Raw genomic sequence first — 12804 nt, forward strand, 5'->3', positions numbered from 1 at the left:
TAACAATAACTGACACAGGCTAAATTGGCTGTAGATACAAAAATGCCAGTCAAAATTCTTGACTGGCATTGAGTTAATAGGCTTGTTTATAGCCCTAGGAAAGACTTAGATTTTACCTTGCGGATCTCTTTTTCATCAGACCATTCGATCAAGCCTGTTTCTAGATCCATTAGACGCATAGTCATTTTGTAATAGACATCTTTAGTGCTGCCTTCTTGCTTCACTATGCTAGAAAGGTTGCCGTAAAGCATGTACTGAGCACCAATTTGACGACCGAAGCTGATCGCTGTAGATGGGTCAACCATGCCAGCGTTGTTTTGGTAATCAAGTTGTTTACGCACAGCATCCACTTTAGTCATGTCGATGAAGCGAAACTTTCCTGAGCGTAGCAATTTGTTGCTGATTGAGTCAGTCACTGATTCTGTATCGATATGCTCTGAGGTCTTGTTTTTAATCTTATCGACAAACATGATAGGGCGATCATTTGCAGTCATGGCCACGATAGGTGGGAAGGTCAACATGCTGTCGACCATTTTAGCGGCAATAGCTTGCAGATCTGCAGAACCAAAGTTTTCATTCACAGTTTCCACTTCAGTGGCGTCACCGTATTCTACTTTTGATTGACAACCAGCAAGCCCAACCGCGACAGCTAGCATAAAAATGAGTTTAAAGTTTTTCATAGTGGCTTCCATTAAGTGTGTATTAGATGATTATTGAATAAAAACGTGTGTAATTTCCAGTATCTATTGCCCAAACGAGTGTCGTTCGACCACTCTGCACCTTTATCTCTTTCGCTGGCGCATTATCGAGTTTTACAGAGTAGCTACCACTTTTAAGATAAGTTCTGGCTATCTGTGCCTGCTTAGGCAATGTGAGCCAGCTACGCCTATCAGCTTGCTCGGTAACTACATTAAATATCTGCATTGCAATGGCTGCAAAATCTGTTTCATTGTGCCGCTTTTTACTGTCACTCTCTACGCTTCTCGCCATCTCTGACTTGGCATAAACCCTTGCGGCCTGCCTAACAAGTGCAGCAGGAAGTTCCTCTTTTAATGCCGTAATGGCGAGGGCATCTAAGTTTGCAATAGGCGCTGCGATTAAGGGGGAGCCTAGACCGTTTATCTTGCCACTTTTAACGGCCGCTGAATTTGAAGTATAGGTGGCTAATGAAGCCGTTTGCCAGTTTCCATGGATAGTGAAAGGCACTGTTAAGCTTTGCTTTTCAGGTACAAAGCCGCGCTCAAGTAATACGATGACTTGCCCTTGTCCCTCTTTTTGGAAGGTGGCTTTTCCCCAACGACGTTCAAACTCCTCTTGCTGAGGCATAGAGAGTTGTGTGGCTAACCTGACAAGATCCTGCTGCAGGTACGGGTTATTTGGGGTTATTTGAGCCGCTTTTCGGTAGTCAATAAACGCATCATTGGGCTCACCTAATATTTCGTGTAATAAGCCAGTAGTGTAATAACTATAAGCATTGAGAAAGGAGCTAGTGACAGTACCAGCCGCTTTGCCGAGCTTATTCACTTCAGCATCAATAGTGCCATTAGCCATAGCTTGTACAGACTTTTGTGACTTTTGATACCTAGCCTGCTCTGAACTCTGAAGCTGATTGCTGCGGCGTACTTCGACTAGAGCTCCTTGCTGATCACCACTAAATAAATAGTTAAGCGCTTGATACTGATGCAGCATGACTCGCTCATAGCCAGGGCCTCGATAGGGAATGACATTATCATTGATAAATAGGCTACTTGCTGTCGCCCCCATGTCACTAGCGCTTATCGTCGCTTTATCATCAAACTTGCTGTAGGCAGAGACCGCATCTTGATAGAATTTTTTACTGGACGTAAAGTCGCCACTTATCTGAGCCACGCGACCAGCTTCTTGCGCATAGAGAAGCCCATCGGCCCCAGAGATATTTGCGGCAACGTCATTAAGTTGCTTCATCGGCTCGTGAGTATTGAGCTGCGCTTTTACTGGGGCAATTTGTGATGGGTAGTTGATAAAAACACTATTAAAAGCACAACCCGATAGACTAAAAGTGAGTAAAGGTAGATAAATCCAGATCTTTTTACTCCGTAGAGCCTTTATTACTCCCTTCATTGTACCGCTCCATTAAGGCTACTCTGAGTTTGCATGTCGTACTTTTCGAATAAGGTGATCCCTTGAAGGTGGTCATATTCATGTTGGAATATGCGCGCAAGAAATCCTGATAATGTTTGATGATATGCTTGGCCACTAAGGTCTTGAAATCTGACCTCTATCCACTCATGCCGTAAGATATTGAACCGTCGCGTAGAGATAGATAAACAGCCCTCTTCACCGGAGACCTTTGCAACTGAACGGTCCACGATTTGCGGGTTAATCACTACACTTGGTTCTATCAAGGGAGCATCAGGGTAACGTGCATTAGGTCTTGAAGCTATGATAAACATAGCGAGACTTTGATGAACTTGTGGCGCAGCAATGCCCACTCCATCAGCTTGGAGCATAGTGTCGAGCATCTCTTTAGCAAGCTGAGAGAGTGTTGAATCAAATTCAGTCACCTGCAGCGCCTGCTGTTTGAGAACGGGTTCACCGGCTTGCGCTATGGCTAGCATCTTGTCTCTTCACGCTTGCCAGTGTTTATCTGAGCGACTCTATTCATCTCATTGCACTCTCTGTCGTCTCTTGCTGAACTGATACTACTGATTAAAACTATTTATTAGTACTATCGACACAGACTAATAATGCGGCGGAGGCGTCTCTTCTGACGGACTGGCCATATTACTCGGTTCTACAGTCTGCAACTTAGTGACAAGTAGACGTATGGCTTGCTGCTGATCTGAAAGTAGATCGTTGAGCTTGATAACCTGTAAATTAAGATCTTCAATTGTTCCCTCTTGAAATGCTAATTTCATTTCAAGATCTTCTACTCTCTGTTCTAAATGTTCCATCTTTACCTCTAATGGACAGGCATAGGCCAAGTTTCAACTAAGCCATTACTGCTGATTGTACGGATCTGATTTTGATCTGTGTTTGCGACAGAGTATACAACGGCTCCTTTAATTTGGGCATGTTTGGTGCGCTGAACTTGCCAAGTGGCGAGAGATTGACCTGTTTTGACATCCCAAACAGCCACTTCTCTTGCTGGAGTGCCTGTAAGTAGGTAGCTATCGTCATTTGAAAAGCGAGCACTCGAAAAGTTCATTTTTCTTCGGGTGATATTTAACTGACTCACCTTAGAGCCAGTTTGGTTATCCATGACTTTGGCAATATTGGTGCTGTCACCGATAAAGGTAAGGCTGCCATCTGTGTTTAAGTTAACCTTTATAACCCTATTATCAAACTTCCAACTATGGATAGGCTGGCCTGAATGAGCATTCCATAAAATAGCTTGTTTATCATTTGAGCCTGATAGTGCTAACTCTCCGTTGGATGATAAGGCGACACTATTTACTTTTTCCGAATGTCCAAGAAACTTTATTAACGGTGCGCGCTTATTTGATGAGGTCGATTTTAAAGACATCACGCTGCCATCAGTCAGCCCGATGAGCAATGCGCCATTATCGGATACAGCGACACTTTGTCCGGTTGATGGCAGAGACCACCATCCTAATGATTCACCATCAGCAACACGCCAAAGTGCCACTGAGTCTCTGCTTAAGGAGGCTGCAAATGCTTGATTTGATGAGAATGCAATATCAAAAGCGGTATTATCGCTCTCGCCATGAAGCAGGGTGAGCAGCTGCTTTTGATGGTTGAGATCCCAGAGCTGAATCCCACTGTTTGCGGTACTGACTAACGCCAGATCGCCCTTTTGGGATAGGGCGGCGTCATAACTTGGTTCATTGACCAACAGGCTAGTTTGCAGCGGTTTTGGTTGGCAAGCTGTGAGTATGAGTGCACAAAAAACAGCCGAAAAGAAACTTTTCATGAACTTGCTCCCCATACTGTTGTCTTTAGCTCAAGTGAGTCTGTATTTACATCTAATGATTAAACATCAGTAATGTAGTTGGAATAACATATTTAACTAGTATAAAGTGGATCGCCTTATAAGATAAGGTTATTGTCACGACTAGAAGATCCTGAGGAAGCTTTTTAATGAAATCTATTTATAAATTATCACTGGTTGCGTTGGCTGTTGTTGGCCTGTCAGCTTGTAATCAAGAGCAAAAAACAACTGAAGCTGCAGCCAATGTTGAATTGAAAACAGAAGCACAAAAAGAAGCTTATAGTGTTGGTGCATCTATCGGTAAGTACATGTCTGGTCATATTAAAGAGCAAGAAGAGCTTGGTATGGCAGTCGATCGTAACCTAATTATCTCTGGTTTCAGCAATGGTCTTAATGACGAGCTTAAGCTGACTGAAGAGGAGATGCAGACCGTTCTTCAAGGACTTGATGAAAAGTTAAATGAGAAGCGTCAAGCTCAAGCGACTGCACTTGCTGAAAAGGCACTTGCTGATAGCTCTGCATTCCTAGAAGCTAACAAGGCAAAAGAGGGTGTTGTAACGACTGAATCTGGTCTTCAGTATGAAGTGTTGACTCCAGGTACTGGTGATAAGCCTGTTGCTGAAGATACTGTTGAAGTACATTATGTCGGTACGCTGACTGACGGTACTGAGTTTGATAGTTCAGTTGCCCGTGGTGAGCCAGCTAAGTTCCCACTAAATCGCGTTATTCCTGGTTGGACTGAAGGTGTTCAACTAATGCCTGTTGGTGCTAAGTACAAGTTCGTTATCCCTGCAGAGCTTGCATATGGCGATCGTGATACAGGTACTATTCCAGCAAACTCAACACTCGTATTTGAAGTTGAGTTACTTTCTATCGAGAAAGCAGCTGCGCCTACAGCAGAAGCTGAAACAGCAGATCATGGTCACGCTCACTAATTATCGCTGATAGAGCGAATAAAGAGTGATGATAGAAAAGGACGCCTAGGCGTCCTTTTTGTTATCTGATTTTTAGCGTTTTAGAATACTCACTCTTAGAACGAATAACGCACAGTAAACCCTGCATAATCCATTGCTAAGCTATTAACAAGCTCATTTGTATCAACTTTTTGCTTAAAGTGACCAGCAGTCAAAGAGGTTGCCCAGCGCTCACTTAATTGATAATCCAAGCTGACCCAATACTCTTGCGAGTTAACCTTTTTAGAGGCCGTGGCATGTAAGCCAACATTCGCAGACAGCTTAGGCGTAAATTGATAGCCAAGTTCAGCCACTGCAGAAGGGGATAACAGCCACTGAGCTTGCTCGCTGAGGTTATTGCCTTTGGCGTTGTCTAACCTAACGGATAGCTGCTTAACACTAATACCTGCACCGATATCGAGTTTCCAGTCACTGTTTGGCAGCAACTCAAACATATAATCAGTGTTTACCCCCCATAAACGGTAGGCTGAGATAACCTCTTTTCCTGCCTGATAGTGCTTACCACCAAAGTTGATGTCTTGATCTATTACACTTGTGCTTCTGGATTCAAAAGGGGTTAAATTGATAGAGAGGTATTGGCCATTATCGAGCCCCCATTTGATTCTTGCTGAAGCGTAGGTATTAGGCTCATTTTCTCTACCAAAGTCTTTGAGATCGAACATGGCGTTATTGCCATTTTGTACTTGGTTATGCTGTGTTGATGCTCCGCCGACAAATAACTCATAGCTATGTTGATAAGTCGCTTGCGGGTTACGTCCCCAATCATCATAGGAGTTAGAGGCAAACTGCGCTGTCTTTTTTCCTCTTCCTGGCGTGTAATTAACCATTAAGCCAACACTGTCTGACCCTAAAGAGGGCGTGATCATAAGATCGGATTGATTGTAAGGATCTGTCCAATAGAGACTAGACATGACTGCGATGGACGCGCCCGCCATCACATCATCTAAATAATGTTTATTAGCCCATACTCGGCTAGCTCCAACTAAGCTTGCAAGCCCGTAAGCTGGTATTCCCCAGCTATTACCATATCTATGGTGTATGTATGCCGCTCCGGAAAATGCCGCAGAGGTGTGACCTGAAGGGAATGAGTTGTATGAGCTGCCATCTGGCCTTAAACGAGCAAAACCAAATTTCAGGCCATGAGTGATAACACCTGTGGTGACCATGCCTTTAGAGAGTTGCCAGGCCCCTTCTGAGTCACCTATCGCCATACTGCCAGCTAATGCACCAGCAGGGAGCAATATCTGCATCATATCGCCAAAATCGGAAAAACTGCCAGATTGAGTGGCGTATATTTCACTTTCCGCCAACGCTGAATTGCTTAAGCCCAGTAAAGCTGAGCTGGCAAGCAAACTTGAGGCTAGATATTGACGTTTGTTCATCATTAGGACTCTTTATAGGTTTACTAGGCTTAATCGAAGCCGTTGAAGTTGGTAGAGATCTTATTCCTTTGTTGGTTTTGAGGGATCACCAAGAGTTTTGGTGGGGCTTAGTGGACAGGTGCGGCGCATTAATTTCTGCTTTAGGGTAAAATTGGGTGAGAGATATCGTTTGATGAGTTGTAGGTTTTATATGGAATATGAATTTCGGCGAAATACCATGACAGGTACTGTGATTGCGAATTTCAGTATGGATCATGAGATATTAGGTTTTTGGCTTGTAGAGGAGCTGGGTGAGCAGAGAGACAAGTACAATGAGGTTTGCCAGATCATTGAACGATTACAAGTGGGCTCGCTGTCTCAATGGCGCTTGGTGGGTAGGGGATTATCATTAGAGCTAGATAATGATAGTGCGAGAGTGTTTGCCAATGAGTTAGAAGAAGACGCAGAGTATGAGTTTGAAGAGTCTATGTCTCTGTATGAAGGGGAATCAGAAGCATTTTGCGGTCTAGAGGACTTTCAGGCTGCTTTATTGAGTTGGCGAGAATTTCTCGATGAGTCTTAATAGTTTTATCAGTCTTTAAGTAATAAAGGCAGCCAGTAGGCTGCCTTTATTGAAAGAACTGGGAAGTATTTTCGCCTATTGATTTAGGTATCTAACCGCCATCTCAGTTCTTGATTTTGCATTGGCTTTTCTCAGTAGGTTCTTAACGTGTACTTTGACCGTCCCCTCACTGATATGTAACTGCTCTGAAATAACGCGGTTACTCTTGCCTTCAGCGACAAGCTGTAATATTTGCAGCTCTCTTGGTGTTAGGTTGTTTAACCATTCTTGCTCGTCTGCCGCATCTTTAAGTTCATAAAGGAACTCTTCGACAGATTCACTGATCACCCTATGGCCTTGCATGGCATTTTTTAACTTTTCCAATAAAAGATCTGGCTCTGTATCTTTTAATAGGTAGCCGTCAGCACCAGCTCTTACTAGGCGGATAACATCTTGTTTAGCATCAGATACGGTAAGGATAACGATGCGAGAGGTGACTCCCTCTTGACGTAAACCGTTGAGTGTATCTAATCCTGTCATCCCTTTCATATTAAGATCTAGTAATACGATATCGGGCTCATTCTCTTCAATAGCCGCTAGTGCATCTAAACCACTTCCCGCTTCACCAAAAAGGGTGAAATCTGAGTCAGAGGTGATTAATTGACAGATACCGCGGCGTAGCAGCGGGTGATCATCGACAACGAGCACAGAGTAAGGTTTACCCATTTTATGTAGCGCCTCCTGCAAGGGTGTAGTCTTAAGTCTTGTATTGTATACAAAGAAAAACGTTTATTTAAATCATTTGTCTAGGCTGGTTCCTGCTGAGGTGGAAAGGTCAGTTTCACTCTAGTTCCACCCTCGGGATTGCCACTGAACTCTACTATACCTGATAAGCGGCTTGCGCGCTCATGCATAATACCTATGCCGAAGTGCTGATCACGCTTTTTAACTTGGTCAATACCCACGCCATTATCACTAATAGTGATAGTGACGTCAGTGTCTGAATCCTTAAAGCACCTGATATCTATTTGATCTGCTTCAGCATGTTTAATCGCATTTAGGGTTGCTTCTCTGGTTAACTGCAACACATGTATATGTTGATGAGCACCCAGCATTTGCATAGGTAATTTATAGTCCAAAGTGATGTTAGCATTGGACTGACAGCGCAGTTGTTCTAGCATCGCTTCAATAGCATGATGTAAATTTGGATCTTTGATGGTCAACCTAAAGGTCGATAGCAGCTCTCTTAACTGAACGTAAGCTGTGTTAACCCCCTCGTTAATCTCAGTTATCTGTTGCTCAACCTGAGGATTGCGGCAGCTACTATCTAGCCCTTTTGATAGCAGGCTAACTTGAATTTTTAAGAAGGAGAGGATCTGCCCCAGTGAGTCATGCAACTCTCTGGCAATAACGCCACGCTCCTCCATGAGGGCGAGTTGTTGCCTCTGCTCACCCGCGTTATAGATCACAATAGAGCGAGCCAGCATGATGGCAAAGTTTTCAAAAAGTTGATGATTAGGTTTTTTACTTGAGTTCGCCTCTAAGTAACCTAGCTCATTGTTCTCAAATTTAAGTGGGAAGTGGGTTTGGTTATTCGCTTCGCTTGGCCAGCCTCCATCAGCTTCAATGACTAGCTCCTCCTCATTATCCTGCACTATGACTAATCGAAGGAAGGTTTCAGGCTCATGGGCGCGAAGCTGATTCAGAGCCTTTTTTAAACTGCTAATTTCTAATTGACCTGAGTGCAACATCACTAAGTTATCGTAAAGCAGCGTTAGTTCATTATTACTGCGAGTGAGTGCTAAGGTTTTCTCTTTTACCTGTGACTCTAAGCCTTGATATAAGGTCGAGAGCTCTTTCGCTGTAGATTCGAATGCATTGCTTAATGCACTTAACTCTACATACTCCGTTTTAGGCATCTCTACATTAAAGTTCCCTTTGGAGATAGTGTTTGCTGACTCCATTAATTGATGCAGCGGCTTGACGACTTTTCTTTTGGTAAAGCGTACTGCAAGAAAAGCGATAAACAGCATTAAACCCAGCCCGATAATTTGACTGGCTGCCAATAGCTTTAATTTAAATGCGGCATAATGCTCAGTCTCAAGTACGAGCAGGTCGATAGTGTCGACAAAGTCTTTAAGCGCAGCGGCATAGAGCCGTGAATTCTCATCCTCTATATAGGATCTCATCACCTTCCATTTATGAATAACTAACAGGTATTGTGCTTCGAGTTCGTCTGGGGTTTTCCAGTCGAGAGAGCGCTTGAGGGCATCTGAATATAGTGTATTTTCAAACTCCTCTATCTTTTCTTGGGCGTCTTTGCTGCCAGAGTTTGCATAAAACATGAGTCGATAACTCTGCATACGCAGTGAGCCTGAAGCATTAATAGCTCTTGCATCACCTAAGCTATAAGCAAGGTTAACTATTGCGAAAGTTGCTAAACCACTGGACAAAAGAATTAAGGTCAACATGAGCCCTAAAATGGTTGAGGTTAAACTGCCTTTTTTCATTATATAAAAACTCGCTAAATTACGCTGATTGGGCTATCACTTATTAGGGCGCTAAATTAGTTACTTCTTAACCGCTTTAACAAAACAGCAAAAGTGTGAGCAACAACACGTTTACATTTTGATCTACCGCATACTTTGCTCAGGATACCCCCTTAGGGGTATGTTTTAATTCTTGATAAGCGTCTAACTTTGGCCTTGGAGATGATGTGGTTATTAAGACTACTATAAAAGTAACACGGAGATGAGATGGTGAGAACATTAACTAAAAAATCCTTTGCACTAAGTGCACTGGTCGCTGCGAGTTTAATGACTTCAGGCGTAATGGCTGGTGATAAAACTGAGCCTAGAAACGAAGTATATAAAGATAAGTTCTCTAAGCAGTACAACAGCTGGCATGACACTTCTGAAAGTGTTGAGATCACTGATGCATTAGAGCAAGATCCTAACCTAGTTATTTTATGGGCAGGTTACGGCTTTGCTAAAGATTATAACAAAGCACGTGGTCATATGTACGCGGTAACTGATGTACGTAACACATTACGTACTGGCGCTCCTAAGTCAGATGCTGATGGCCCAATGCCTATGGCATGTTGGTCTTGTAAGAGCCCTGATGTACCTCGTATGATCGAAGAGCAAGGTGAAGATGGTTACTTCACTGGTAAGTGGTACAAAGGTGGTGCTGAAATCGTTAATACTATCGGTTGTTCAGACTGTCACGTAAGCGGTAAGTCTAAGCTACGTATCTCTCGTCCATTCGCTGAGCGCGGTATGGAGGCTATCGGCACACCATTTGATAAAGCTTCTCGTAAAGATAAGCAGTCTATGGTTTGTGGTCAGTGTCACGTAGAGTACTACTTCGAAAAGACTGCTGATAAGAAAGGTTTTGTTAAGTTCCCTTGGGACAAAGGCACGACAGTCGAAGATATGGAAGCATACTACGACGCTATCGAGTTTAAAGATTGGACTCACGCCGTTTCTAAGACGCCAATGCTTAAAGCTCAGCACCCAGGTTATGAAACTTGGCAGCTAGGTATGCACGGTAAGAACAACGTAAGTTGTACTGACTGTCATATGCCTAAGGTTAAAAATGCTGAAGGCCGTAAGTTCACCGATCACAAAGTGGGTAACCCATTCGATCGTTTCGAAGAAACTTGTGGTACTTGTCATGACCAGAGCAAAGAGTTCATGGTTAACCTAGACAAAGAGCGTAAAGCTAAGGTTAAAGAAGTACAGCTTAAAGCTGAAAACCAGCTAGTTAAAGCTCACTTCGAAGCTGGTGCAGCTTGGAAAGCCGGTGCTACTGAAGCTGAAATGAAGCCAATTCTAACTGATATCCGTCACGCTCAATGGCGTTGGGATTATGCAATCGCTTCTCACGGTGTTGCATCTCACGCTCCAGATGAAGCGCTACGTGTTCTTGGCAGCGCAGTAGATAAAGCAGCTGATGCTCGTATTAAGCTAGCTCATTTACTTGCTAACAAAGGTGTTAAGCAACCTATCGCATACCCAGACACTTCTACTAAAGCTAAGGCACAAGCTGCTTTAGGTATGGACATGAAGAAGATGAATGCTGATAAAGCTGAGTTCAAGAAAACTGAACTACCTAAGTGGGATGCGGAAGCTGCTAAGCGCGAAGCAACTTACTAAATAAATTGGTCAGCTAGTACTTCACTAGCCAACTAATCTAAAAGCCCCGATTATTCGGGGCTTTTTTATGCCTGTAAGTCCTAGTTATCGAGTTTAAAGTGAAGCTTGAACACAATTGAATGAGGTTCTAACTGACTAGGTTTTGGTTTTGAGGGTTGCTGATATGTTGTTGATTTGACCTAGTACTATTTAAGGGTATGAGTCACTCATATAAAGCTTACTCTCCCTTATTTACTATGTCCTCGCTGACTTGCTTGGTGTACCACTCGACATTCTCTGAGGCGACCGTTATTTTATAATTTTGATTAATTGCCTGAAGCATTCACCAACCGCCTCATGTTGAAGCTCAAATAGTAAAGACTCCATATTGGTGATTTGTGCCCCTTTAGCTTGCATCATAGCGATCCCCAGCGCTTTATTTTCTACCGTTCTGGAGGAGAGGGCATCGACCACGAGATGCACATTAAAACCATTGTCTAGCAGATCGATGCAGGTTTGATAAACGCATACATGAGCTTCGATGCCTACTAAGATGACCTCTTTCTTGTGAGCGCCGATAAGTTGGCTGCGAAACTCATCGCAATGCCAACCGCTGAAGTGTTGTTTGCTGATTGGCTTAGTGCATTTAATTAATTCATCGTGAACAGCTGGGCTAGTATGGCCGAGTTTCTCAGGTAGCTGCTCAAGCCAAAGCATGGGAAGTTCAAATAGCTGTAACCCCTTTATCAGCTTAGTGATGCAAAGCTGCAACTCATCGCTCATATTGACCACTTGTGCTAGTTTTCCCTGAACATCGACCACTACTAATACCGCTTCTTGAGGCTTTAACATATCTTTGCTCCCTTTAAGGTGACTGCTCGCTACACTCTTCGTTCATATCTACATCTTGGTTCATATCTACATCTTGGTTCATATCTACATCGCTCATGTTTACAAGGCGTGCCAACTCCCCTGAGCATCGACCACTATCAATATCTAATACTGCTTATTGAGGCTTTAATATATCTTTGTTCCCTTTAAGGTGACTGCTCGTTACACTTTTCGTTCATGCCTACATCGTTCATATCTACATCTTCGTTCATGACTACATCGCTCATGTTTACAAGGTGAGCCAATTTCCCCTGAGCATCGACCACTATCAATATCTAATACTGCTTTTTGAGGCTTTAATATATCTTTGAGCTCTTTAAGGTCACTGCTCGCTACACTATTGCTTTTCTGCTCTCATATTCCCATACACTTTTAGTCTAATTAGCGTCAGTGACTGGATAGCTTTGACTGAAAGTCGGTCAACGAAAACCTTGCGCTACATTTGTGCGAACTATGAATAGTTGCACTCGTTTGGTGCATTTATATTCGTGCATAATTTAGGTGTGTGACATAAGTGTTTAAAATATATTGTTTTATTTAGTTGGCCTAATGATTGAATAGTTAAAGTTAGGATAAAAAAGCATTTATATTTTTGGAGGTCAGAATGAAACTGGTCAGCGCTATCATTAAACCGTTCAAGTTGGACGATGTCCGCGAAGCCATTGCCGGAGTGGGTATAGAGGGAATGACGGTCACCGAAGTGAAAGGTTTCGGTCGTCAAAAAGGACACACTGAGCTTTATCGAGGCGCAGAGTATCAGGTGGATTTTCTTCCAAAAGTAAAATTAGAGATTGCAACCAAAGCTGAAAACCTTGAGTTGCTGATCGAGTCAATTACCAATGCAGCACGTACAGGCAAGATTGGTGATGGCAAAATTTTTGTAACTGACCTCGATCAGGCTATTCGTATTCGTACGGGTGAGTCAGACAGCGAAGCACTTTAAGGGAGA

Annotated in this window: 13 protein-coding genes; 4 read left to right on the top strand and 9 right to left on the bottom strand. The window is 43.1% G+C overall.

All coding sequences use genetic code 11. The features are described 5' to 3' along the window. Positions 1 to 86: 86 nt before the first annotated feature. The 5 genes from lpoB to BM736_RS00100 all read right to left on the bottom strand — a co-directional run bounded on the left by lpoB (position 87) and on the right by BM736_RS00100 (position 3913). Positions 87 to 680, bottom strand: a complete 594-nt coding sequence (gene lpoB, locus BM736_RS00080; RefSeq protein WP_179078995.1) for a penicillin-binding protein activator LpoB — start codon at positions 678 to 680, stop codon at positions 87 to 89. Positions 681 to 702: 22 nt separating this feature from the next. Then, on the bottom strand, positions 703 to 2100 hold the full coding sequence (locus tag BM736_RS00085) for a COG3014 family protein (protein WP_143562278.1): 1398 nt from the start codon (positions 2098 to 2100) through the stop codon (positions 703 to 705). After that, a complete protein-coding gene (gene def / locus BM736_RS00090) occupies positions 2097 to 2597 on the bottom strand; it encodes a peptide deformylase (protein WP_076407404.1) in 501 nt (166 codons plus the stop codon). The genes BM736_RS00085 and def overlap by 4 nt, the downstream gene beginning before the upstream one ends. 123 nt (positions 2598 to 2720) lie before the next feature. Beyond that, positions 2721 to 2933, bottom strand: coding sequence for a SlyX family protein (locus BM736_RS00095; RefSeq protein ID WP_076407405.1), 213 nt, complete (start codon positions 2931 to 2933; stop codon positions 2721 to 2723). A gap of 8 nt (positions 2934 to 2941) precedes the next feature. Then, on the bottom strand, positions 2942 to 3913 hold the full coding sequence (locus tag BM736_RS00100; protein ID WP_076407406.1) for a WD40 repeat domain-containing protein: 972 nt from the start codon (positions 3911 to 3913) through the stop codon (positions 2942 to 2944). A 167-nt stretch (positions 3914 to 4080) separates the two neighbouring features. Between BM736_RS00100 and fkpA the strand changes: the two genes are divergently transcribed. Further along, positions 4081 to 4866: an FKBP-type peptidyl-prolyl cis-trans isomerase gene (gene fkpA / locus BM736_RS00105; RefSeq protein ID WP_076407407.1), complete on the top strand. Its 786-nt coding sequence runs from the start codon at positions 4081 to 4083 to the stop codon at positions 4864 to 4866. A 95-nt stretch (positions 4867 to 4961) separates the two neighbouring features. Here fkpA and BM736_RS00110 read toward each other — a convergent pair whose 3' ends face one another. Further along, positions 4962 to 6290 (bottom strand): phosphatase PAP2 family protein, encoded by a 1329-nt coding sequence (locus tag BM736_RS00110; RefSeq protein ID WP_076407408.1) that lies wholly within the window; start codon positions 6288 to 6290, stop codon positions 4962 to 4964. A gap of 187 nt (positions 6291 to 6477) precedes the next feature. Here BM736_RS00110 and BM736_RS00115 point away from each other — a divergent pair, with 187 nt between their 5' ends. Beyond that, positions 6478 to 6849: a YacL family protein gene (locus BM736_RS00115; RefSeq protein WP_076407409.1), complete on the top strand. Its 372-nt coding sequence runs from the start codon at positions 6478 to 6480 to the stop codon at positions 6847 to 6849. 75 nt (positions 6850 to 6924) lie between these two features. Here the strand turns inward: BM736_RS00115 and BM736_RS00120 are convergent, their stop codons facing one another. Further along, entirely contained in the window at positions 6925 to 7554 is a 630-nt protein-coding gene (locus tag BM736_RS00120; protein WP_076407410.1) for a response regulator, read from the bottom strand. A gap of 80 nt (positions 7555 to 7634) precedes the next feature. Continuing rightward, positions 7635 to 9338, bottom strand: a complete 1704-nt coding sequence (gene narQ / locus BM736_RS00125; protein WP_076407411.1) for a nitrate/nitrite two-component system sensor histidine kinase NarQ — start codon at positions 9336 to 9338, stop codon at positions 7635 to 7637. Positions 9339 to 9584: 246 nt separating this feature from the next. Between narQ and nrfA the strand changes: the two genes are divergently transcribed. After that, positions 9585 to 10985: an ammonia-forming nitrite reductase cytochrome c552 subunit gene (nrfA, locus tag BM736_RS00130; protein ID WP_076407412.1), complete on the top strand. Its 1401-nt coding sequence runs from the start codon at positions 9585 to 9587 to the stop codon at positions 10983 to 10985. Positions 10986 to 11273: 288 nt separating this feature from the next. Here the strand turns inward: nrfA and BM736_RS00135 are convergent, their stop codons facing one another. After that, complete coding sequence (locus BM736_RS00135) at positions 11274 to 11816, bottom strand: isochorismatase family protein (protein ID WP_076407413.1); 543 nt, start codon at positions 11814 to 11816, stop codon at positions 11274 to 11276. A gap of 643 nt (positions 11817 to 12459) precedes the next feature. Here BM736_RS00135 and BM736_RS00140 point away from each other — a divergent pair. Continuing rightward, on the top strand, positions 12460 to 12798 hold the full coding sequence (locus BM736_RS00140; RefSeq protein WP_076407414.1) for a P-II family nitrogen regulator: 339 nt from the start codon (positions 12460 to 12462) through the stop codon (positions 12796 to 12798). Positions 12799 to 12804: the final 6 nt, after the last annotated feature.

Source organism: Shewanella sp. UCD-KL12 (genome assembly GCF_001957125.1).
GTDB lineage: Bacteria > Pseudomonadota > Gammaproteobacteria > Enterobacterales > Shewanellaceae > Shewanella.

Bases quoted from the DNA above. Each gene is read 5' to 3' on its own strand.
- lpoB (WP_179078995.1), bottom strand. From the start codon at position 680: ATGAAAAACTTTAAACTCATTTTTATGCTAGCTGTCGCGGTTGGGCTT.
- BM736_RS00085 (WP_143562278.1), bottom strand. From the start codon at position 2,100: ATGAAGGGAGTAATAAAGGCTCTACGGAGTAAAAAGATCTGGATTTAT.
- def (WP_076407404.1), bottom strand. From the start codon at position 2,597: ATGCTAGCCATAGCGCAAGCCGGTGAACCCGTTCTCAAACAGCAGGCG.
- BM736_RS00095 (WP_076407405.1), bottom strand. From the start codon at position 2,933: ATGGAACATTTAGAACAGAGAGTAGAAGATCTTGAAATGAAATTAGCA.
- BM736_RS00100 (WP_076407406.1), bottom strand. From the start codon at position 3,913: ATGAAAAGTTTCTTTTCGGCTGTTTTTTGTGCACTCATACTCACAGCT.
- fkpA (WP_076407407.1), top strand. From the start codon at position 4,081: ATGAAATCTATTTATAAATTATCACTGGTTGCGTTGGCTGTTGTTGGC.
- BM736_RS00110 (WP_076407408.1), bottom strand. From the start codon at position 6,290: ATGATGAACAAACGTCAATATCTAGCCTCAAGTTTGCTTGCCAGCTCA.
- BM736_RS00115 (WP_076407409.1), top strand. From the start codon at position 6,478: ATGGAATATGAATTTCGGCGAAATACCATGACAGGTACTGTGATTGCG.
- BM736_RS00120 (WP_076407410.1), bottom strand. From the start codon at position 7,554: ATGGGTAAACCTTACTCTGTGCTCGTTGTCGATGATCACCCGCTGCTA.
- narQ (WP_076407411.1), bottom strand. From the start codon at position 9,338: ATGAAAAAAGGCAGTTTAACCTCAACCATTTTAGGGCTCATGTTGACC.
- nrfA (WP_076407412.1), top strand. From the start codon at position 9,585: ATGGTGAGAACATTAACTAAAAAATCCTTTGCACTAAGTGCACTGGTC.
- BM736_RS00135 (WP_076407413.1), bottom strand. From the start codon at position 11,816: ATGTTAAAGCCTCAAGAAGCGGTATTAGTAGTGGTCGATGTTCAGGGA.
- BM736_RS00140 (WP_076407414.1), top strand. From the start codon at position 12,460: ATGAAACTGGTCAGCGCTATCATTAAACCGTTCAAGTTGGACGATGTC.